Below are 22025 nucleotides of genomic sequence, written 5' to 3' on the forward strand. Positions count from 1 at the left end.
GGACACCGAAAGGCGCAAGATGCCGGGGGACATAGCGACCGGGGAAGGTCATATGTTCTCTCCGATGGAGGGGAGAGATGCATCCTGCAGGGAGATCGTGGTCTTGTCTTCTTTGGTCAGGTCGTGCTTTGGGTTGCAGGCGTATTTGCCGTCGCAGCAAGCCGTTTGGTCTTTGCGGCGTGGCGATGTTTTGAAGCTGTTATCTGGATAATCCCTATCATCACCAAAAGGGAAGAGATCCAGAACACACTGTCATGAGTTGGTGTCGGTGTGAGGTCGAATTTGGCGGCCAGCATCTCAAGGCCCAAAAGGACAAAGGGCAGGATGCTTGTCGACAGGATGTATTTCTCGACCCCGGCAATCTTGATGGATCGAAGGGTTAAAACCATTGCCGGCCCGCGGAACAGAATGCCGATCAAAAGTCCGGCAATCAGGGTTTCGGTGCCAAACAGCCCATCGGTCGAGATATAGGGGATCGCAACCGGACTTATGAATTCGACCACCGGCGGGGCAATCAAAAAGACCGAGGCCGTGATCAACAACAACACCCCGGTAAAGCGCAGATGCGCCCAGGTGTCCTTGACCTGATTGTCGGGATGAAGTTCCGCCAGAACCGAGGACGAAATTGCCGTGACTTCGGATGCCAGCATCAAAAGCACGGCCGGGTTGGCAAACCCGCCGGGCAAATGCCAGGCCAGCCACAGGGCACCGGATATCAGGATCGCATGGCCAAGCCATTCCGAACGCCCCGGTGCGCGCCCAAGGATAAAGGTCGCGGCACGGGCTGCCATCGGCATGCCGGTTTGCGACAGAATACCGCTTTCAGGTGCGCTGATATATAAAAGGGATGCCGTCCAACTGACCCCGGTCAACACACGCAAGAACCCATAGGCCCAGTTGATCGGAAGGGCGAATTGCCGCCACGGAATGCGGCGCCCCGGTGCAATCAGGACAAGTGCCATCCCGCCAAAGACAAGCTGCCAGCAGGTCATGGCATAGGCATCAACCGCAAAACTGGTCAGCGCAATGCGGTTGCTGACCAACATCAGGGCCCAGACGAGTGTAGTGCTAAAAAGCAGGAGCAATACGGGCATATGAAGAATTTTTAAAAGTTATGATCTTCGGCCATGTTGCACCAAACACGAAAAAAGCGCGACAGGAATTTCGGTATTAATATCTGAATTTATTTCATGAAAACAAAAGCCTGGTTTTCAGTTGTTTGAAAAGGCCGCGCGCAGATCGCACTTATTGGTCAGACAGGATCCATCCAGCGGCCTTTTCGGCAATCATCAGGGTCGGTGAATTGGTGTTGCCGCTGGTGATTTCGGGCATCACGGACGCATCGACAACGCGAAGGCCAGCAACGCCCTTAAGGCGAAGATGCGGGTCAAGAACGGCCGATGTGTCATCCTTGCGGCCCATCTTGACGGTTCCGACCGGGTGGAAAATGGTCGTGGCGATATCGCCGGCCAGCTTGGCGAGTTCTTCATCGCTTTGATATTGCACACCCGGTTTGAATTCGTCGGGCCGGTATTTTGCCATGGCCGGTTGCGACATGATGTCGCGGACCTGTCGCAAACTGTCGGCGGCGACTTTGCGGTCTTCATCGGTATCAAGGTAATTGGGCGCAATTTGCGGCGCGTCGCGAAAGTCCGCGGACTTGATCTGAATACTGCCGCGGCTGGTCGGGTTCAGGTTGCAGACCGACACCGTCACGGCGGGAAAGTCATGAAGATCACCGCCAAAGGCCTCAAGGCTCAGCGGCTGGACGTGATATTCAAGATTTGAATATTGCCGGGATGGATCGGACCGCGTGAAGGCGCCCAATTGGCTGGGGGCCATGCTCATCGGGCCGGAACGGCTGAGTAAATATTGCAGGCCGATCTGCGCCTTGCCGATCAGGCTGTTGGCAAGGGTGTTGAGCGTGCGCGTCCCATGCACCTTATAGATCGCCCGAATTTGCAAATGATCTTGCAGGTTCTGCCCGACACCGGGCGCATCAAGCACAACGTCAATACCATGCTGCTTAAGGAGTTCTGCCGGACCAATGCCAGACAGTTGCAGGATTTGCGGCGTGTTCACAGCCCCGGCAGACAGGACGACTTCCTTGCTGGCCGTAACGCCAAGTGACGTACCCGCCTTGTTGACGATTGCCCCGGTGCACACCGTTTGGCCATCGGCATTGGTCGCAAAGGTCAGTTTTTCGACCTGTGCCTCGGTCCAGACTGTCAGGTTCGGGCGCGACTTGATCGGGCGGATAAAGGCCTTTGACGTGTTCCAGCGCCAGCCGGACCGTTGGTTGACTTCAAAATAGCCAATGCCGGTATTGTCGCCGTCGTTGAAATCATCGGTCGGCTCGATCCCGGTTTGACCGGCGGCCTCGATGAAGCTGTCAAGAATGTCCCAGCGAAGCCGTTGTTTTTCAATGCGCCATTCGCCGCCATGACCATGCATCTCGGAAAACGGTTTGCCGCTTTGTGTCGCAGGGGTGTTGCCGTCATCAAGCTTGTAGTGATCTTCATGGCGCTTGAAATCGGCCAGGGAATGCTGCCAGTCCCAGGCTTTTTCGCCGGTGATCCTGGCCCAGTTATCATAGTCACGGGCCTGACCGCGCATATAGATCATGCCGTTAATCGATGAACAGCCACCCAGCGCCTTACCACGCGGATAGCGTAAGACACGGCCGTTCAGGCCCTTGTCCGGTTCGGTCTGATACATCCAGTCGGTGCGCGGATTGCCAATACAATAAAGATAGCCAACCGGAATGTGGATCCATGCATAGTTATCTGCCTTGCCGGCCTCAAGCAGCAGCACCTTGTTCTTGGCATCAGCGCTCAGCCGATTGGCAAGCAGACTACCGGCAGAACCGGCTCCGATGATCACATAGTCGAAGTATTCTGTGGTTGTCATCGTTGTGACGCGCCTTCCCTGTTGGTTTCTATCGGTTTGGCTGTCGGCCCAAAGGGCCGCGCAACCAAAGGCCTGCAAAGGCAATTCCGATGGCCGCTTGTTCTTTTGATCTGCAAGCGGTCTTCATTTGGTGCGAACACCGAATGTGTATTAAGCGGGCAAGCTTCGCATAAATCTAATGACAAAATCCAAATAGCAATATTAGTGTTATTTATATGACTCGTTTTTCGAACATCAACATGTTGCTGGCCTTTGTCACCGTCGCGCGCGAGGGAAGCGTTTCGCGTGCCGCATCGGTGCTGAACCTGACGCAACCGGCGATCAGTCACCAGATCAAGCGTCTTGGTGAGGAAACCGGCATTTCGCTTTTCAAGCGGACATCAACCGGCCTGCAAATCACGCCCGACGGGCAGGCGATGCTCAAGAAGGCCGAGCTTGTGCTGGATGCGATGGACGAGTTTCGACGCAGTGCGCGCAAGCGTGCCGGGCGTGTGGGCGGAAAGCTTCGGATCGGAACCATCGTTGATCCGGAATTTATCCGTCTTGGCCGGATGCTAAGCCAGATGCGCATTGATTACCCCGATATCGAAACCGAACTGGTCCATGGCGTCAGTGGCGAGATGCTGACACGCGTCTGTCGCAATCAGATCGATGCCGGGTTTTATCTGAGCGGGCCGGATGTCGATGCTGATATTGCCGCCATTTCGTCCGAAGAAATCCACGCAATCAAGCTTGCCGATTTTAATTATCGGGTGATTGCCCCGGTCGGTTGGGAAAAAGAGGTCGCGAATGCCGACTGGACGACACTGGCAAAGCTCCCATGGATCGGCACGACGGACGCGTCGGTGCATTCAAGGCTGCTTAAGCGGATTTTTGATCAGTATGACTGCACGCAAAATTGCGTCGCGCGTGTTGATCAGGAAGCCTCGATGCTGGAAATGGTTCGGTCCGGCGTGGGGTTAAGCTTGTGTCGTGATTCCATAGCACTGCATGAAAAGCAGACCTTCGGCCTTGCCGTGTGCAACACCGTTTCCATCCCGGCCTGCCTGAGCCTGATCACAACCGAACGGCGCAAGGAATTACCGATGGTATCGGCCTTGTTTGAGGTGCTCGAAGCGACCTGGTGAAATACTGTTTACGTGTTGACGGCTTAACACACCATCGCCAGGGCCGGGTTGGGAAAGCGTCGACGCATCGTTACGGCATAGAATGTCTCGACAATGTCGGGCAGAACCTGTGCCTCGATCAACTCACCACGGGCAATTTCGTCTTTGACAACGATCGGCGGAATAACGGCCAGTCCGGCCCCTTCACGGGCCAAAAGGCGCATCATTGCCATATCGTCAATCTCGGCGGCGATTTGTGGCACAATATCAAGACGGTCACACAATGCGTCAAATCCCATGCGCATGCCGCTCGATGAGGATGGCAAGATCAGCGGCACAGTGCGCAAAAGGTCTTCAAGCTTGTCATTGGCGGTACATAACTTTGGTGTGCCGATCAAGCCGACCGGCTGGGTATCAATCGTTTTGACAACAAATCCTGACAGGGCATCGGAATCTGGCGGTTGGTTGGTCAGCACGACATCGAGTTGATGCGCGGTCAGGGCGTTCAAAAGTTCGGCCGAACTGCCGGACCGCAAAATCAGTTCAATGTCGGTGTTGCCCAGAACCGGGGCCAGAAAGGACAGCTGAAAGTTACGCGACAATGTCGAAATCGCCCCAATCCGCAAAGCCCGGCGTGCGACGCCCGATTGTTTCAGCGTGTTGATCAATTCACGCCCGGCAGAAAAAATTGCGTCCGCATGATCAAGCGCGATGCGGCCGGCCTCGGTCAGGATCAGGGACCGTCCACGGCGTTCAAATAATTGCTGCCCCAAACGTTCTTCCAGCTGTTTGATCTGACTGGAAAGCGCCGATTGCGAAACATGCAGCTTTTCCGCCGCCCGGGTCAGGTGGCCTTCATGGGCAACAACATGGAAATAACGCAGGTGATGATAATTCAGCTCGGCCATATCGTTCACATAAACAGAACAAAAAAATAGAATCTATATATTTTAATTTACCATGGCTTTGACCCTATTGTCTGCGGAAATCGAGCGGATTGGAGATAACCATTGGTTTTCGCATCTTTTTTGCCAGTTCTGACCATTGCCTGCCTGCTGGCGGCCGGTTTGACGGGGTTTAGCAGTACCCAACGCCTGTCGCGCGGTCATGAACGCCTGATCAAGGGGCTATCCCTTGCGGGGCTGGCAAGTGCGGTTGCCACGGCAGTCGTTCTGATAACTGGCGGTGACATGCGTGCGGTGGTGCCGATAGTGGGTCCGATCCGGTTTGAACTGATGATCGATATTGTCAGCGTCACCATGCTCTGCCTTGTGGCGTTTCTGGCATGGGTCATTTTGACGTATTCCATCAGCTATCTTCGTGCCGAAGACGGTCAGGGAAAATTTGTCGGGTATCTTGGTCTGTCACTGGCAAGTGTCACAGCCTTTGTCCAGTCGGCCAACCTGATCCAGCTGGCGATCTTCTGGGTGACCACCAGTTTTCTTCTGCATCGGTTGTTGCTGTTTTATGCCGACCGCAAGGCCGCCAAGCGGGCCCAGCGCAAGAAATTCGTCATTGCGCGGTTGGGGGATGCTGCCCTGATCAGTGCGATTTTTCTGACGTATCTTCAGTTCGGGACGTTCGATATTTCCGAAATCAGCCAAGCTGTGCGGGCTATTGGCTTTGATGGTTCGGTTGCGTGGATTGTCGGCCTGATCGGGATTGCCGCGATGATGAAATCTGCGCAGTTTCCGACCCATACCTGGATTGTCGAGGTGATGGAAACCCCGACACCGGTTTCCGCCCTGTTGCATGCGGGCATTGTCAATGCCGGTGGGTTTTTGTTGATCCGGTTATCGGATCTTGTGGTTGTGGCCCCCAATGTGATGGTTGGCATTGCCATGGTCGGTTTGGTGACGGCCCTGTTTGGCAGCGCGGTGATGATTACCCAACCGGCTGTCAAGACCAGGCTTGCGTGGTCGACCATTTCGCAGATGGGCTTCATGATCCTGCAATGCGGACTTGGTCTGTTTGCCTTGGCTTTACTGCATATCGTGGCCCATTCGCTTTACAAGGCATATGCGTTTCTGTCGTCAGGCAGCACGATTGAGAAACTTCACACCTTGCGCAAGCTTGGCCCGCAAAAATCCATGGGCACGGCATCGGTTATCGGAAGCCTGGTTTTGGCCATCGCAATCTCGGTTGGGATCGGTGCGCTGTTTGGCGACGGGGGTGCGCCCGCGGTGATGGCGATCAGCGTGGTGGTGATTTTTGCAAGTTTCCACCTTGTCTGTTCGGTCCGCAAGGAAGGGGCTATTTCGCAAAGTTGGCTGATTGGCGCGCTGACATCCGTGATTATCTGCGTGACCTATTTCGGTTTTCACACATTGGCCCATCACGCAGGGCTTGATGCGTTCCCCGACTGGCAGGGCAGCCCCATCGTCATGTGGGCGATGAGCATCCTTGTCATCGTAAGCTTTGCGTTGCTTGGTCTGATGCAAAACCATGTTTTGTTCGGGCAGGCGCCGTCGCCTCGGTTGGCGCGATTTTACGTTCATCTTTGCAATGGATTTTACCTTAATGCGATCACGGACCGGGTGTTTGGCACCTGGCGCATTCCGGCAACACCGGCCAGTTTAAGTGGAGAAAAATCATGAATGTTACCGTGACCAATATCGCGTTTGAAGATGACGGCGCGGTGCCATCCTTGATTGATGATGCGATTGGGCGCGCGATTGAAAACATCGCCCCGGCTTGGCCGCTTGAAAGTACGGTTGCAGTTAATCCATTTGTCGGACAGGCCAGTAAACGTCTGGCAGAGGTCGCAGCCCAGCATCAAAGGCTGATCGGGACGGACACCTTGCAGCCGGGTGACTGGTATCTTGGCAAAATCAAGTCAGGCGCAATTGCCAAACACGCCCTGAGCGAGGCATTGGATGCCGCGCCATATTGCGTCAAGCCTGTTGGTGTTGCCGAACTTGAAGACGCGCTGCGCGCAGAGCGGGCATCAGCCTGCAAGGTGCCAACCCTTGCCGATATTGCCATGACGGCAACGGGCACCGACTGGCCAACGATTATCGAGGATTGCATTGGTCGATGGGCTGCGGCCTATTTTGATCGTGGCGGCGCACTTCGGCAGGGGGCTTCTCAGGCACAAACCGCTTGGAAGTCCTGGCAATTCTGGGCGCAACATGATCGCACGGCGCAATTGCTGGGATTGGCCGATTTTCGGGCGACTGTTCGCGATCTGCCAAGTGATGCGGTGGCGGCAATCGATGAAATGGTTGCAGTGCTTAATCCGCATAACCTTGGTCTTGATGGCCAATTGCATCAGGCATTGCTATCGATCAATGGCTGGGCGCAGCATGGGCGTTATTTGCGCTGGATCGCCGAGCTTGATGGCCGCTCTGATGATACGATCATTGATCTTTTGGCAGTGCGGTTGTCATGGGATTTCGCCCTTTATCAGGCGTTGCAGTCCCAAATCGAAGTCCATTGGCTGAGTGCCTTGTCAGACCATGCAATGCCGATCAGTGCATCCGAATTTGATATTGCGCGTGAAATTGCGCAAGACGCCTATGAACGGTCCCTGCAGGGCAACCTGACCAAGCAGCTTGGGGCAGTGGATGCGAATGACCGCAAGGATCTGGCACCATCAATCCAAGCCGCATTTTGCATTGATGTCCGTTCCGAGGTGTTTCGTCGGGCGCTTGAAAGCGTATCAGACGATATCGTGACCCTTGGTTTTGCCGGGTTCTTTGGTTTGCCGGTCGCCCATGGTCCAGCCAACTCAGCGCTTAGCGAAAGCCGCCTGCCGGTCCTGCTGTCACCGGGATTGCAAAGCTGCACCCATGATCACGCCGAAACAAGCGGCCTTGTTAACGAGCTTCTTCATAAGGCCGTCCGCCCGTGGCATCAGGTCAAGACAGCCGCACTGACATCCTTTGCCTATGTCGATGCGATTGGGCCAACTTATATCTGGGAACTGGCGAAAAGCACGATGGGGCTGACTGGGGACAAAGGCAAAGCAGAAAAATCGCCAAAGCCGGTGTTTCAAACTGCACTTGATGATGGGGCGAAATGCGATATTGCCGAAAAGGTCCTGCGTGCGATGTCGCTGACCCATGGTTTTGCACAAACGGTTTTGTTGGCCGGTCATGGCGCGAATGTCACCAATAACCCGCATAAAAGTGCGCTTCATTGCGGGGCGTGCGGTGGGCATGCCGGGGATGTGAATGCGCGTCTTTTGGCAGATCTGCTTAATGATCAGGCGGTGCGCGATGGTCTGGCAGATCGCGGTATTGGCATTCCCGATGCGACGGTTTTCGTTGCCGGTTTGCATGATACCACAACCGACAGTGTGACCCTTTATGATGGCGATATTGATCGCCCGATGGATCGCGCGGCGCTTGATCGGCTTTTGGATGTTATTGGCAAGGCCGGGATGATTGCACGTGCCGAGCGGACGGCTCGATTGCCCGGGGCCAAGTCCGAACGCGATGTTATGGCACGGGCTGCGAACTGGGCGGAAACCCGCCCGGAATGGGGGCTTGCGGGTTGTAAATACTTTATCGCCGCTCCGCGTAGTTATAGTGCGCAGACCAGTCTTTCGAGTGAAAGCTTCCTGCATGATTATGATCACCATGCCGATCAGAAGAACGATTATGCGGTTCTTGAACTGATCCTGACGGCACCGGTCGTCGTGGCAAGCTGGATCAGCCTGCAATATTACGCATCAAGCGTTGCGACAGAGCTTTATGGTTCGGGCAACAAACTGCTGCATAACGTTGTTGGCGGGATTGGCGTTTATGAAGGCAATGGTGGGCAATTACGCACCGGGTTGCCGATGCAATCGGTATCTGGCGATGACGGGGCTGGGCACGAACCGGTGCGGTTAACCGTGTGCATTGATGCACCGACATCTGCGATTTCTGATGTGTTGGAAAGGCATCCAACCGTGCGCGCCCTGTTTGATAACGGCTGGCTTCATTTGATGGCATTTGAAGGGGCTGGCAAGCTATCGCGTCGGTACACCGGTGATCTGGTCTGGGAAGATGTCCACCCGTCGGCTGACGCCTAAGACGAGTGGACCATACACTATCGAATTCCAGCGCGCAGGAACGCCTGAATGAATTGCCGCTGGAAAATCAGAAACGCCATTAAAAGCGGCGCAATCGTCATGATGGTTGCCGCACTGATCACCGAGATATCCACCCCGGTTTCCGGTGCGCCAAACAATGATAAGCCCACCGTCAGCGGCCGTGTTTCTGGCGAGTTGGTGACGATCAACGGCCACAGGAAGTTGTTCCAGTGCGTCGCAATCGATACCAGCGCATAGGCCAGATAAACCGGCTTGGCCGCAGGTACATAGACCTTCCACAGAACGCCCATCCAGCTGCATCCTTCGATCCGGGCGGCTTCTTCAAGCTCGATCGGTACGGATTTGAATGCCTGCCTTAACAGGAAAATGCCAAACGCACTGGCCATGTAAGGCAGACCGATGCCAAGTGCTGTATCAAACAGACCCAGCTTGGACACGATGGCGTAGTTTTCGACAATCAGGACTTCCGGCAGAATGAAAAGCTGCAACAGGATCAGGATAAAGACCGTATCACGGCCCTTGAACTCAAACCGGGCAAATGCGAAACCGGCAAGGGTACACAGCACCAGCTGCCCCGCAAGGATCAGCGTCACAAGCACCACGGTATTGGTAAAATACCCACCCCACGGCACGGCGCCCCAGACATAAACAAAGTTTTCAAAGGTCAGCGGATTGGAGAAATCCAGACCAAGGGCCGTGCCCGATGGTTGCAATGCCGCCCACGCGGCAAACAGCAGCGGAGAAATCCAGACGATTGCGAGAACCCATGCGCCAAGCGTATCAAGGACCTTGTCGAGATCAGGCAGTTTGAGTGTAGTGTTGGCAGAGACGGTATCTGTTTTCATCGGTAGTGGGTCCGTTTTTCAACCAGTCGGAACTGCGCGACGGCAACAAGGCCAAGGGCCAGCAACACAAGAATGGTCATAGCGGCCGCATGCGGGCTGTCGAAATAGGCAAATGCCATTTCCCAGATCCAGTACAGGATCAGTTTGGAGGCATTGTTTGGCCCGCCCTTGGTCAGGATGAACAGATGGTCGATCAGTTTGACCGAATTGATCATCGCATTGACGAAGACAAAGATCGTCGTCGGCATCAACAGTGGCAACAACACGCGGCGTGTGTAGGTCCAGCGACCAGCACCCTCGATCCGGGCGGCTTCGCGCAGATCCGGCGGGATGGTCTGAAGGGCTGCCAGATAAAAGATCATGAAGAACCCGGCTTCCTTCCAGATCGTCACGATAATCACGGATGCCAGTGCCGTTTCCGGCTGGCCCAGCCAGTTGGTCGGGGATGCGCCAAAGAACCCGGTAATCTGGTCAATCACCCCAAGATCGGGGGTGTAGAAAAACAGCCACAAATTGGCCGCGGCAATCATCGGCAAAATGGTCGGCGTGAAATAGGCACTGCGCACGAATGACCGTGCCGGGATATGGGCGTTGGCCCAAAGCGCCATGACGAGCGCAAAGATGATCGAAACCGGGATGGTGACCCCGGCATAAATCAGGTTGTTGGTCGCAACTGTCCAGAAGGTCGGATCAGCAAACAGATCGCCATAATTTTCAAACCCGGCAAACACCGACGGTCGGCGTGATGTGCCCCGGCTAAACAGGCTGTGCCAGAAGGTCGCAATGGCCGGGTAAAAGGCAAACAGGCTCATCAGGGCCAATGCCGGTGCGGCCAGCATCCAGCCATAAAGCGCAAGCCTGCGTTTTTGAAGTCGGGCCATTTCATTCATGGTCGGCACGTCCTGCGAAGAAATCAATTAATCAAAGTCATCAAACAAAGGTGCCGAAGCGGGGAATATCCCGCTTCGGCGTGCAGATCGGCCGTTTTTAGTGGAAGGCCCGCAGAAGACGTTCTGCTTCGGACTGGGCATCGCCAAGGGCTTCTTCCGGGGTCTTCTCACCGGTCAGGGCCGCCTGAATGGCGTTGTTCAGACCTTCGCGGACACGCGCGGTGTCATAGGTGGAAAACTCGGCAACCGAGACTTCAAGCTGATCACGCGCGACCAGTGCCGGCGGGAAGTCCGCAACATAGGCCTTAAGCGCGTCGGTTTCGTAGGCATCCGGAGTGACACCAACATAACCGGTCGCAATCGACCATTCCGCCGCACGTTCCGGTGCGGTCATGTATTTGATCAGCGCCAGCGATGCTTCTTTCTGCTCATCGGTTGAGTCCTTGAACAGATAGAAGTTGCCACCACCCGTGGGCGAGCCCGGCTGTTTGTGCTTCGGCAGCATGGCAACGCCGAAATCAAACTGTGCTTCGCGTTTGACCGCCGACAGGTTGCCGGTCGAATGCCACATCATGGCTGTCTGGCCCTGAACAAAGGCCTGACGCAGGGTTCCCCATTCAATCGTGCCTTCCGGCATGATTTTTTCTTTGGTCGCAAGGCCGCGCCAGAATTCAAGCGCCTCGACAACAGCCGGATCGTTGAAATAGGTTTCGGTGCCATCAGCACTCATCAGTTCCTTGCCATTCTGGATGGCAAAGCACTGGAACATCCAGTACGGATAACCGGTAGAAGGCACCATCAGGCCCCATTTGCCGTCTTTCGAAAGTGCCTTGCCAGTCGTTACCAGTTCTTCCCAGGTTTGCGGCGGCATTTCCGGATCAAGACCGGCTTCGCGGAACATGTCCTTGTTGTAGTACATGACAATGGTCGAACGCTGGAACGGGATGCCCCAGGTTTTGCCATCGACTTCACCATTGGCCATCAGCGCCGGGTAGAAGCCCTCAAGCCATTCCTTGTCTTCGGCTGTTTTGACGACATCATCAAACGGAACAATCAGGTCCTGTTCGATCAGGTCGTAAACGTCGATTGAAAACATCACAGAAAGCTGTGCCGGATCGCCGCTTTTGATCGCCGAAACCGCGCGCAGGCGGGTGTCGTCATAGTTGCCGGCATAGATGGCGTTGACTTTGACGTCCGGGTTTTCGGACTCAAAGCCTTCGATCATGCCGTCAATCACGCTGGTCAGCGGGCCGCCAACAGCGACGGGATAATACATGGTCAGTTCAGTGGCAGCAAAGGCCGGGCTCGCCGCCGTTGCCATCAGTCCGGCCGCGAATGCAGCACTGGTTACGATGTTACGCATGAACAAAAGTTCCCTGTTAAAGTGTCGAAGTTGCAGTGTCAGGTTGAGAGGTGATCTTGGTATCTTGCGCTGATGTGCCCGGTACCGTCGGTGTCAGACGATGACCGTGTTCGCCGTCAAACCAGTGGGCCGCAGCGCCAGCCCAACTGAGCGAGACTTCTGTCCCGGGCGAAATTTCAACGCGACCGGGCAGGCGGGCGGTGGCCCCATCCGTTCCCGGGATCGCAACAAATATAAATGTCTCGGCCCCCAAAAACTCGCTGCCGGTAACGGTCGCCGGAATGCCCCATGGATGGTCGTTCTGCCCGGTCGACAGGATCAGGTCTTCAGGCCGGATGCCAAATGTCAGGTTATTGGCATCAAGGCCATCGGGAATGACCGAGGCTGGCAGGGCACTGGCCGGGATCAGGGTCATCGGCGGGCTTCCGACAAATCCGGCGGCAAAGGCGGTGGCGGGTTTCAGGTAAAGGTCGGCCGGGTTGCCAATCTGCTCGATCCGACCGTCTTTCATCAGAATGACGATGTCGGCCATGCTCATGGCTTCGGTCTGATCATGGGTGACATAAACCACCGTAATGCCAAGGCGCTGTTGCAGGTCGCGGATATCCTTGCGCACCGCATGGCGCAATTTGGCATCGAGGTTTGAAAGCGGCTCGTCCATCAGGCACAGCGGATGACCGGCAACAATGGCGCGCGCCAGTGCCACGCGCTGACGCTGCCCACCGGAAAGCTGGGCGGGTTTGCGGTCTTCATACCCCTCAAGGCCGGTCACACGCAGGGCATCTTCTAGGCGGGTCTTGATTTCGTCCTTGTGGGTTTTGCGGACCTTGAGGCCAAAAATGATGTTTTCGGCAACACTCAGATGTGGGAACAGGGCATAGGACTGAAACACCATCGACAGGCCGCGCTTGGATGGCGGCGCACTTGTGACGTCCTTGCCATCAATCGCAATCGATCCCTGATCGGCGGTTTCAAGACCGGCAATCAGACGCAGGGTTGTCGACTTGCCACAGCCCGATGGCCCCAGCAGAACGACAAAGCTTCCGCGCGGAATGTCGAGTGACAGGTCATGCACGCCATTGCCACCGTTAAACACGCGCGACACAGAATTAATGCGAATAAAGGGGGGCTGGTTGGTCATTCGTAACTTTCGCTTTTGGCAATTTGCAGACGCGCGCGAACGTCTTGACGGTCAAACAACGGATCGAAAACGCCGCCGGGCACACCATCAACCACGATCAGGTCAGGATCGGTCAGATGTCCGCCCTTGGCCGGGGCCGGGCGGCCGAATTTGGATTGATCGGCAACAAGGATGGATCTGCGGCAATTGGCGGCAATCGCCTGACGAAGCGATACTTCGCGATGGTCGAAATCGGTAAGCGTCCCGTCGGGCTCAACACCGCCGACGCCAAACAGGCCATAGTCGACCTTGTACTTGTTAAACATCAGTTCGGCCTCGGGACTGATGACGTCGCGATCGGGCAGGCGCAGCGTGCCACCCGGAATGACAATCCGGTTGCTGGTATTGTTGCCCAGCGCCATGGCGGCATTCATGTTGTTGGTAATCACGGTCAGATGGCGATGATCGACCAGATTAAGCGCAACCAGTTCAAGCGTGCTGCCAATCCCGATCAGGATCGATGCCCCGTCAGGGATCAGGCTTGCGACATGCAGCGATATCGCGTGCTTGGCCGCGATGTTGGTGACCTGACGACTGTCATAGGACAGGTTCATCCCCGGTTCGCCAGCATATTCAACGCCACCATGGCGACGGCGCACCAGATTGGCGTCGCTGAGCATATTGACGTCGCGCCGCACGGTTTGCGGGGTAACGTCAAAATGTTCAGCCAGCTTGTCAATCGAGACAAAGCTGTCACGGCGCAGGATATCGATGATGTCGCGCTGTCGCGTAGAAATATTCATTTGATCGTTCAATTTGTTGTTTTGAACATTGAAGCGATCATACGCGGCTTCGTTGTCACTAAGATTTCAGAAGCGTGACATTCATATGAATATTCAGACGATTGCGAACCGCGCGGAAATTATGGGTTTTTAGGGCGATGATCAGATGAACACCGTTCCCGGATCATCCATTTTGCACGGGCGTGTAACAAAAGCACCGCCGCGCGGTATGCGTGGCGGTGCCTGTTCGGATATGATTGAAGTTTGTCCATAGTTTACGATCTTATCGAAACACTAACGATTGGTGCGCGCCAAACCCGGCCATGACACCGGCGGCCGACGCCAACGTTGCATTGTGACGTGCAGTTGCGGCGTCACCGGCGGCAAATACCCCTGGCACACTGGTTTCCTGACTGGGATCAACAGCAATGAACGGACCCTGTGGTCCTTCATCAAATCGGCACCCCAGCATCTCGGCAACCGGGTTTGGCATGGAAACGGTTGGACCGGCGAAAATGGTTTGAATATGCAAAATGCGCCCGTCCGCCAACCGAACACCATCAATGACCGGTGCCTTGCCCAGAATTTCGACAATCGGCGAATGTTCGATGGTGATGCCACGATCACGCATGGCCAGTACCATGTCGTTATCGGGCATATGTTCAGACTGGCTGAAATAGGTGGTCGGTCCCCAGTCAGGCAGCATCATTGCTTGATGGCTTGACGCTGGCATGGTCGCGATGACACCGATCTGGCTATCGCGCACTTCATAGCCATGGCAATATGGGCAATGCAAAACCGTTTTGCCCCAGCGTTCGGCAAGGCCGGGAATATCGGGCAGGCTATCGCGTACGCCGGTGGCCAGAATGATACGCCGGGCTTCAAGGGCCCCACCATCGGCAAGTTTCAGTCCAAACAGCGGATCGGATGCATCGCGAAGCGTGCAGGCCATGGCGTCGGTGACCAGCCCGCGACGAAAATCAACAGTTTCATAGCGACAAAGCTGATCAATGGCGGTAGTGCGAATTTCGGCCGGGGTTTTGCCGTCATGACCCAGAACTCCGTGGGCGGTGATTGCAAAACGGTTACGGGGCTCTCCGGCATCAATCACACATATATCGCACCGGGCGCGCGCAAGCTGCATCGCTGCCGAAAGCCCGGCGAACCCGGCCCCGATAACGGCGACGTCATATTGTTTCTTGCTTGCCGTGGTTGATTGGGCAGCAGAAGGGACATTTGGTGACATTGCATTTCCTCGTCAAACATATGGATGTGTTTCATGTAACTTTATAAGTATCGTGATATGAGTGAGTCAAAGGAATTCGAAACTTTTGTTGTTGCGAGATGTGCCAAGTGCTACGAATTGCTGGAAATCAAACCCGCATCAGGAGTTCGCAATGCGCCGTGACAGCCGACTTTCGCGCATGCTGCATGTTCTTATTCATATGGACCGGATAGACGGTGCTGCGACGTCTGATCAAATCGCGCAGATGCTTGGGACAAATCCGGTGGTGGTGCGACGAACCATGGCAGGGCTTCGCGATGACGGGTATGTGCATTCGGAAAAAGGTCACGGTGGTGGCTGGGTTTTGACCAGGCCCTTATCGGAAATCACGATGCTCGATATACACCGCGCCATTGGCAATCCCGCTTTCTTTGCCGTTGGAGTTGCCGTCGATCATCCGGAATGCCTTGTTGAACAGGCGGTTAATTCGGCACTTGGCAGTGCGTTCGAGGCTGCTGAAAAACTGCTGATCGAAAAATTTGCCTCTGTCACATTGGCCGATCTGGCCGATGAGTTTGATCAGCGCATGGCAAAGATTGCCAATAAACCAACCTGCGAGCTTTCCCGTTAATCTTCATTCGAGCTGAAGTATCGGTTCTTCCAGTGGCGTGGTTACAGCAAAAAAAAGCCCGGTCAGGTGAGGCTGGCCGGGCTTTGGTCAGGCTATTTTGCCGAGATCAGAACAGCTTTTCGCGCGGGTCAAAGCGCGGGGCCGGTTCGGCGGCAAGCTGTTCAAAGATTTCATCGAGCGTGTTGGCCACAGTATAGAGGTTCTTGTGGCTGGGGCGGGCAAAGCCTTCGTCGATGATGGCGTCAATCATGTCAAAGCACTTGTCCCAATAGCCAAGCGCATTGAGGAACACCATCGGCTTGTCATGAATGCCAAGCTGGCGAAGCGTCATGGCCTCGAACGCCTCATCGAGGCTGCCAAGCCCACCCGCAAGGGTGACAAACGCGTCCGAGCGACGGAACATCTCGACCTTGCGTTCATGCATCGATTTGCAAACGATCAGTTCGGACAGGCCGGTATGGCCGACTTCGATATCGTCAAGATGGGCCGGGATGATGCCCACGACCGATCCGCCATTTTGCATAACGCCATCTGCCACGGCCCCCATCAGACCGATCCGGCCGCCGCCATAAATCAGCGTGATGCCGCGTTCGGCCATCATTTTGCCAAAGGCGATGGCATTTTCCATGTGTTGCGGATTCTTGCCATCCGAAGCACCGCAAAAGACACAGATTGATTTTACTTTTGTCATGGCGACCTGCCTTGTGTTTCTTGTTTCGCAGGTAGCGGGGCCACGCATTTCTGAACGAAACCCCGTACGGAAAGGGACCTTAACCGATCCGATCGCATCTGTGGCAGTAATTTCCGCATAGCAGCATCTGAAATTTATCGATCCTGCCCTGATTTGTTCGCCTTTGGCCGTAATCTTGCCAATTGGCTATGGCATTGACGGCCAAGCCGCCGAAGGCCGCAAATCGCGCGCTTTTTGTCGCAGGGTTAACAAGTTCTGAACCTGATTGTGGGATGGGTAATTCTCACAGCAGGAAACTGCGTTAAGCATATTCATAAGAAGAAGGCAGGACCGCCCAACGTGTTTGTCGATAGTCCATTCATTCTCGCCATTGTGATATCGGGCATTATCGCCGCCGTTCTGATGCTGGCCTTGTGGCTGGGGTTGGAACGTTCCATCGCGCGTCGCCTTGTTCTGGGCGCGATCATTCCGGCGGTTGCCGTGGCCGTGCCAGCGGCCATCGGACTGCCTGAAACCGCACGTGGTGGCGTGGGCGCAGCACTTTTGATGTTGGTGCTTGGCGGTGTCTGTGGCGCGATCATGGATATTTCGCGACTATCGGAACGCATATCGCTGGGCGTTGCCGGGCTGACGCTGCTTTTGGGCGGCTGGCTGGTGCTGGCGGCACCGATCCGGGGGCTTTCATACCATCCCGGTGCGATCCAGATTTTTGCATGGCTGGCGTTTCTGATTGTCGGCGGGTGTTTCCTATGGGTGACGCGCCCGGATTTCACCGAGGATGACGATGACGGGGCAAAACCCGCCAAAGGCAGGAAAGCCAAAAGTACCAAATCAAAATCCGGCAAGTCGACGACGGATGCCAAAAGCGACGTGGAAACAATCGCGAAACCCGGACCGATTGCGGTTTTAATGACCCTGGCTCTGGGGCAGGGGATCATCGTTCATCTGTTTGGCCTTGCCGATCATGTTGTGTTTCAGGCGGCCTTGACGGTGGCACTGTTTGTCGCGCTGATTTCTGAAAAGGCGGCCCCGCAATACCGGGTGGCGGTGTGGCTTGGCGTTGTTGGTGCGCTGATGTCGGGGGCTGCAAGTGCGATGATCATGGTGCCAGCATCCTGCCTTGCCTTTGCGGTGTTGCTTCTGGTGGTCTCCGCACGTCAGTCCTCGGTCAGGCTGGCGGCGCATCTGCCCACCGATAACCCGGCACAGGCCGCACTTTTGGGTATGATGATCCGGGTGGGTGTTCTGGCCCTGCCACTGATCATGGCCGCCCTTGTGGCCTATGTCGGGGCGGAGATGGCGGCCAGAAGCCTTTGAGCTCAAGGGTGTTTGAGCTGAGCGGTATTGCTCTCTTCATCTTTGCCTAACGGTTGCGATGTATCGTTTGTAGGTTACGTTATGGAAACTGCACGTACAAAGTAGTACAAGTTTCTAATTAACGTGCTCGCACGGGTTGTTTGAGGGGAATATGGCAAGCAATTTCAGTGTCTTGAGCATAAGAGTTATAAACATAAACATCGTTCAAGGATATTTCCGGTGAAGCGACCCTATATCCTCGTCATTGTCGGCGTTGTACTGATCATTGCAGCGATTGCGCTGAATTACATGCTGACCAAGAGTGCGGATGAAGAAACCGCACCGGCAGTAACACAGGCGCCTGCGGTTACCACCGAGACGACGCCAAACGAACCGGCGTCTGAACCGGCCACTGACGCACCTGCGATCACCAATCCAAGCTTTGATGTCGTGCGCATCGGCCCGGACGGAAATGCCGTCATTGCAGGCCGCGCCGAACCCAACAGCACGGTTCGCATCCGCGAGGGTGAAGAAGTGATTGGCGAAGCCACGGCTGACGAACGCGGTGAATGGGTCGTTCTGCCAAACAAACCGTTGGCCAGTGGCGATCGGGAATTGTCGCTTGAAGCCGAAGACGCCACCGGGAATGTTTCCAAGGCAGATGACAAGGTTGTTGTCCTGATCCCAGAGGAAAAGGCACCGGCAGCTACCAGTGAACAAAGCGGTGAAACCGGCGAGACCACAGGAACCGCCGGGGCCACCGACAGCGAACCGGCAAGCGAAAAGCAGCCTGTGATCGCGCTTAAGGTGCCATCTGATGGTGACGGTGCGGTAACCGTAATGCAGGGACCAGCACCCGAGGCCGCAGCGAAACAGGAAGAAGGTTCTGATACGCAAAATGCGACGCTTCCGCGTCTGTCGATTGATGTTGTCGACTACGATACCGAGGGCCGCGTTGCAATGTCGGGCAAGGCCGACCTTAATCACACAGTTCGGGTTTACCTTGATAACAACCATGTTGGCACTGCGCCGGCCGATGAAAACGGCAACTGGGCACTGACCATCGGGCAGCCGATTGAGCCGGGCAACTACACGCTGCGCGCCGATCAGCTTGACAGTTCCGGCAAGGTGACCGCACGCGTTGAAATTCCGTTCGAACGTGCACGGCCAGACCAAATTCTTGAGCCGGGGTCACGCTATGTCGTTCAGCCTGGCAACAGCCTGTGGCGGATTGCGCGCAGTACTTATGGCGAAGGCCTGAAATACTGGGTGATCTATCATCAGAACCGCAACCAGATCCGCGATCCTGATCTGATTTATCCGGGGCAGATTTTCGCACTGCCGAACGAAGAAAATCAGCAATAAGCATCACTTTTCTTTGCGAGGGGCAAAGCACATGGTAAGTGTGTTTTGCCCCTTTTAAGTTTGGGGCCAAACAGTTGAACGCGGGTTGCGTTGCCCATCGTCATCACTAGATGGTAGGAAGGCGCCCGCACGGTACCATGCGTACCAAATTGATACGCCCAACCATGGCAACCAGGGAATAAAGACTTTGAAATCCGTTCTTGTGCCGATCAATCCCGAAGGCTGGAAATTCGTTGCGATCTTTGCGGCGATCACTGTGGGCTTGTTCCTGATTGCGGAACCGCTGGGCTGGATCGGCGTGATCCTGACACTTTGGTGCGCGTACTTCTTCCGCGACCCGGATCGCATTACCCCGACCGATGAAAATCTGGTGATTTCCCCGGCAGATGGCCGTGTTTGCATGATTTCGCAGGCGCCGCTGCCCAAGGAACTTGAGCTTGACGACAAAACCCCGCGCACGCGTGTTTCGATCTTCATGAATGTGTTCAACGTTCATGTGAACCGCTGCCCGGTCAATGGCGAGATCGTTGGCGAGGCCTATGTGCCCGGCAAGTTCGTCAATGCGGAACTCGACAAGGCATCGGAAAACAACGAACGCCAGATCCTGCTTGTTCGTGACAAGGAAGGCCGCGAGTTTGGTGTTGTCCAGATTGCCGGTCTTGTCGCACGCCGCATCCTGTGTGATGTCGGCACCGGGTCGCAGCTTAAGGCGGGTGAGCGTTTCGGTCTGATCCGCTTTGGCTCGCGCGTGGATGTTTACCTGCCCGAAGGCGTGTCACCCAACGTGATTGTCGGTCAAACCACGATTGCCGGTGAAACTGTTCTTGCCGATGTTTCGGCCAAGGGCAAGGAAGCCGCGGTCGGGGAGATCCGCTAATGGCAGGCGGCATCGATCCCATTCGTCGTCCCCGTCGCTTCAAGGCGCTGTCTTTGACACGCTTGGTGCCCAATGTGGCAACGATAATGGGCATGTGTGCCGGTCTGACTTCGATCCGCTTTGCGATGCAGGATCGCTGGGAGGCTGCCGTTGCCGCCATTCTGATTGCAGGGATCATTGACGGTCTTGATGGCCGTCTGGCCCGCATGCTTAATGCGTCCAGCCGCTTTGGCGGTGAACTCGACAGCCTGTCGGACTTTGTCTGCTTTGGCGTCGCACCGGCGATGATGCTGTATTTCTGGTCGCTGCATGAATTTGGCGGCATTGGCTGGGCGTTGTCGCTGCTGTTTGCCGTTTGCATGATGCTGCGTCTGGCGCGCTTCAATACGCAGATGCTGGGCGAACCGGAATTGCCGACATGGGCCTATCGGTTCTTTACCGGGGTTCCGGCTCCGGCGGCGGCCGCCCTTGCGATGTGGCCGATTGTCCTGACCTTCCAGTTTGGCGAAGGCATCTTTGACAGCCCGTATATCGTAGCACCTTATGGCGTGATTATCGCCGGTCTGATGGTGTCGCGTTTGCCGACATTCAGTTTCAAGAAGGTCAAGGTGCCGCGCGCTTGGGTACTGCCATTGATGTTGGCGTTCGGGGCGTCGGTGGCGTTTCTGGTGTCCTCGCCGTGGCTGACACTTTCGGTGATTGCCGGGGTCTATTTCATTACCTTCCCGCTGTCCTATCGTTCCTATCGCCGTATGGGCGTCGAGAACCAGCAAGAACAGGATAAAGCGGACGAGGAAGATGATGATGGCGAACCCGATGATGATCCCGACGAGGGATTGAACCGCGTCCATCAGAACTGATCAAAAGATCAAAACAAAAGCCGGCATCTTTGCCGGCTTTTTTTGTTATTGCGCCGATGACGGGCGGTATTCCAGACGGGTTTCGAAATGCTCGGCATGGATATATTGATCGCGGGCGGCATAGAACCATTCCCGGTCACTCGCACCAAGCCAGTCGGCATAATAGTCCGTCCAGGGCATGTTCGGATGTGCATCGACAATGGCATTGATGGCTTCAATGGCCTTTTTGCCAGCTGGTGTTTTTGCACAGCCAATAGTGGCCTCAAGCAAGGTTGTGTTTCCGGCAATCGGTAGGGCCTTTATCAAAAGGTCGGGCGTCTGGGACCGACGGTAAAATTCCGCCTCGGACGGGAAATAGAGTGTCCAGTCAATCCGTTTGAGATCAAGCATCCGCACGAACTTGGTGTCTTCGGCGACCTCCATGAGGCGGTCTGTATTGCGATACCGGTTCAACTGTCCGTCAACCAGGGTCCCGTAAGCGCGCCCAATTCGAACCGCGGTTGCAAGTTCCTCGTCTTTAAGAAGATCCTCGATCCTGATGTGGCCTTCGTCGTTCAGATAGGGCGCAAAACGGGCCTCATCCTCGGCGCGGATAACGATCGAGATCGGCAAATGCAGCAGAATGGTTTTGGCAAACGTAATATAGGTACGCCGTTCCGGCGTCGGGATCAGCGTGGTTGAGCAACGCAATTCACCATCGCCACTTTTCATTTCCGCCAGAAGCCGGGCCAGGGGCACATGCATAATGCGGTGCTGATACTGTGAAAGCCTGGCTGCGAACCAGTTCTGGGTGTCGGCGGCATAGCCGCTGAGTTCGCCGTAATCCTTGATGAATGCCGGCGCAAAGGACGGGACCGCCCAGATCAGTGATTGGTCGGGCACGGCATTTTCCGCCGTCGCTCCATGGGGGGCAAACGCGCCTAGCGCGCAGACAAGTCCAAATACCTGTGATCGCGCTTTATGCCAAACAGCCCATACCATATAGATCCTTTGTTTCCGCCGGAAAACAGTTCTCGATAACCA

The 22025-nt window shown here is 55.5% G+C and carries 19 protein-coding genes; 8 read left to right on the forward strand and 11 right to left on the reverse strand.

Going from position 1 to position 22025, the window contains the following annotated elements:
* Window positions 1-116 precede the first annotated feature (116 nt).
* Together TH4_RS14820 and TH4_RS14825 are read right to left on the reverse strand one after the other, a co-directional pair.
* Complete coding sequence (locus TH4_RS14820) at window positions 117-1094, reverse strand: EamA family transporter (RefSeq protein WP_064781723.1); 978 nt, start codon at window positions 1092-1094, stop codon at window positions 117-119.
* A 151-nt stretch (window positions 1095-1245) separates the two neighbouring features.
* Window positions 1246-2910, reverse strand: coding sequence for a GMC family oxidoreductase (locus tag TH4_RS14825; protein ID WP_064781870.1), 1665 nt, complete (start codon window positions 2908-2910; stop codon window positions 1246-1248).
* Window positions 2911-3125: 215 nt separating this feature from the next.
* On the opposite strand from TH4_RS14825, the gene TH4_RS14830 reads away from it, so the two are divergent.
* On the forward strand, window positions 3126-4037 hold the full coding sequence (locus tag TH4_RS14830) for a LysR family transcriptional regulator (protein ID WP_064781724.1): 912 nt from the start codon (window positions 3126-3128) through the stop codon (window positions 4035-4037).
* Between the two features lie 23 nt (window positions 4038-4060).
* On the opposite strand, the gene TH4_RS14835 is transcribed toward TH4_RS14830, so the two are convergent.
* Complete coding sequence (locus TH4_RS14835) at window positions 4061-4924, reverse strand: LysR family transcriptional regulator (RefSeq protein ID WP_064781725.1); 864 nt, start codon at window positions 4922-4924, stop codon at window positions 4061-4063.
* 102 nt (window positions 4925-5026) lie between these two features.
* Between TH4_RS14835 and TH4_RS14840 the strand changes: the two genes are divergently transcribed.
* Both TH4_RS14840 and TH4_RS14845 read left to right on the forward strand, forming a co-directional pair.
* Window positions 5027-6613, forward strand: a complete 1587-nt coding sequence (locus TH4_RS14840) for a proton-conducting transporter transmembrane domain-containing protein (RefSeq protein WP_083997125.1) — start codon at window positions 5027-5029, stop codon at window positions 6611-6613.
* Complete coding sequence (locus TH4_RS14845; protein WP_064781726.1) at window positions 6610-9036, forward strand: YbcC family protein; 2427 nt, start codon at window positions 6610-6612, stop codon at window positions 9034-9036. Before TH4_RS14840 ends, TH4_RS14845 begins: the two co-directional genes overlap by 4 nt.
* 17 nt (window positions 9037-9053) lie before the next feature.
* Here TH4_RS14845 and TH4_RS14850 read toward each other — a convergent pair whose 3' ends face one another.
* The 6 genes from TH4_RS14850 to TH4_RS14875 all read right to left on the reverse strand — a co-directional run bounded on the left by TH4_RS14850 (window position 9054) and on the right by TH4_RS14875 (window position 15303).
* Window positions 9054-9902: a carbohydrate ABC transporter permease gene (locus tag TH4_RS14850; protein ID WP_064781727.1), complete on the reverse strand. Its 849-nt coding sequence runs from the start codon at window positions 9900-9902 to the stop codon at window positions 9054-9056.
* Window positions 9899-10792 (reverse strand): carbohydrate ABC transporter permease, encoded by an 894-nt coding sequence (locus TH4_RS14855; RefSeq protein ID WP_064781728.1) that lies wholly within the window; start codon window positions 10790-10792, stop codon window positions 9899-9901. Before TH4_RS14855 ends, TH4_RS14850 begins: the two co-directional genes overlap by 4 nt.
* 97 nt (window positions 10793-10889) lie before the next feature.
* A complete protein-coding gene (locus TH4_RS14860; protein WP_064781729.1) occupies window positions 10890-12155 on the reverse strand; it encodes an ABC transporter substrate-binding protein in 1266 nt (421 codons plus the stop codon).
* A 16-nt stretch (window positions 12156-12171) separates the two neighbouring features.
* Entirely contained in the window at window positions 12172-13296 is a 1125-nt protein-coding gene (locus TH4_RS14865) for an ABC transporter ATP-binding protein (RefSeq protein WP_064781730.1), read from the reverse strand.
* Window positions 13293-14078 carry a DeoR/GlpR family DNA-binding transcription regulator gene (locus TH4_RS14870; protein WP_064781731.1) on the reverse strand — a complete coding sequence of 262 codons (786 nt, stop codon included), beginning with the start codon at window positions 14076-14078 and terminating at the stop codon, window positions 13293-13295. The genes TH4_RS14865 and TH4_RS14870 overlap by 4 nt, the downstream gene beginning before the upstream one ends.
* A 262-nt stretch (window positions 14079-14340) precedes the next feature.
* On the reverse strand, window positions 14341-15303 hold the full coding sequence (locus TH4_RS14875) for an NAD(P)/FAD-dependent oxidoreductase (protein WP_064781732.1): 963 nt from the start codon (window positions 15301-15303) through the stop codon (window positions 14341-14343).
* A gap of 151 nt (window positions 15304-15454) precedes the next feature.
* Here TH4_RS14875 and TH4_RS14880 point away from each other — a divergent pair, with 151 nt between their 5' ends.
* Window positions 15455-15913, forward strand: coding sequence for an Rrf2 family transcriptional regulator (locus tag TH4_RS14880; protein WP_064781733.1), 459 nt, complete (start codon window positions 15455-15457; stop codon window positions 15911-15913).
* Window positions 15914-16019: 106 nt separating this feature from the next.
* Here the strand turns inward: TH4_RS14880 and TH4_RS14885 are convergent, their stop codons facing one another.
* Complete coding sequence (locus TH4_RS14885) at window positions 16020-16604, reverse strand: LOG family protein (protein WP_008890311.1); 585 nt, start codon at window positions 16602-16604, stop codon at window positions 16020-16022.
* A gap of 339 nt (window positions 16605-16943) precedes the next feature.
* Between TH4_RS14885 and TH4_RS14890 the strand changes: the two genes are divergently transcribed.
* The 4 genes from TH4_RS14890 (at window position 16944) to pssA (ending at window position 21002) form a co-directional block, all read left to right on the forward strand.
* The gene (locus tag TH4_RS14890) at window positions 16944-17921 is read left to right on the forward strand and encodes a hypothetical protein (RefSeq protein ID WP_064781734.1); all 978 of its coding nucleotides are present in this window, start codon (window positions 16944-16946) and stop codon (window positions 17919-17921) included.
* Window positions 17922-18140: 219 nt separating this feature from the next.
* A complete protein-coding gene (locus tag TH4_RS14895; protein WP_064781735.1) occupies window positions 18141-19265 on the forward strand; it encodes an Ig-like domain-containing protein in 1125 nt (374 codons plus the stop codon).
* A gap of 148 nt (window positions 19266-19413) precedes the next feature.
* Entirely contained in the window at window positions 19414-20142 is a 729-nt protein-coding gene (locus tag TH4_RS14900; RefSeq protein ID WP_083952836.1) for a phosphatidylserine decarboxylase, read from the forward strand.
* On the forward strand, window positions 20142-21002 hold the full coding sequence (gene pssA / locus TH4_RS14905; protein ID WP_063087647.1) for a CDP-diacylglycerol--serine O-phosphatidyltransferase: 861 nt from the start codon (window positions 20142-20144) through the stop codon (window positions 21000-21002). The genes TH4_RS14900 and pssA overlap by 1 nt, the downstream gene beginning before the upstream one ends.
* Before the next feature lie 45 nt (window positions 21003-21047).
* Here pssA and TH4_RS14910 read toward each other — a convergent pair whose 3' ends face one another.
* Window positions 21048-21884, reverse strand: a complete 837-nt coding sequence (locus tag TH4_RS14910; protein ID WP_245227917.1) for a transporter substrate-binding domain-containing protein — start codon at window positions 21882-21884, stop codon at window positions 21048-21050.
* Window positions 21885-22025 lie beyond the last annotated feature (141 nt).

The organism is Thalassospira tepidiphila MCCC 1A03514 (assembly GCF_001662875.1).
Lineage (GTDB): Bacteria > Pseudomonadota > Alphaproteobacteria > Rhodospirillales > Thalassospiraceae > Thalassospira > Thalassospira tepidiphila.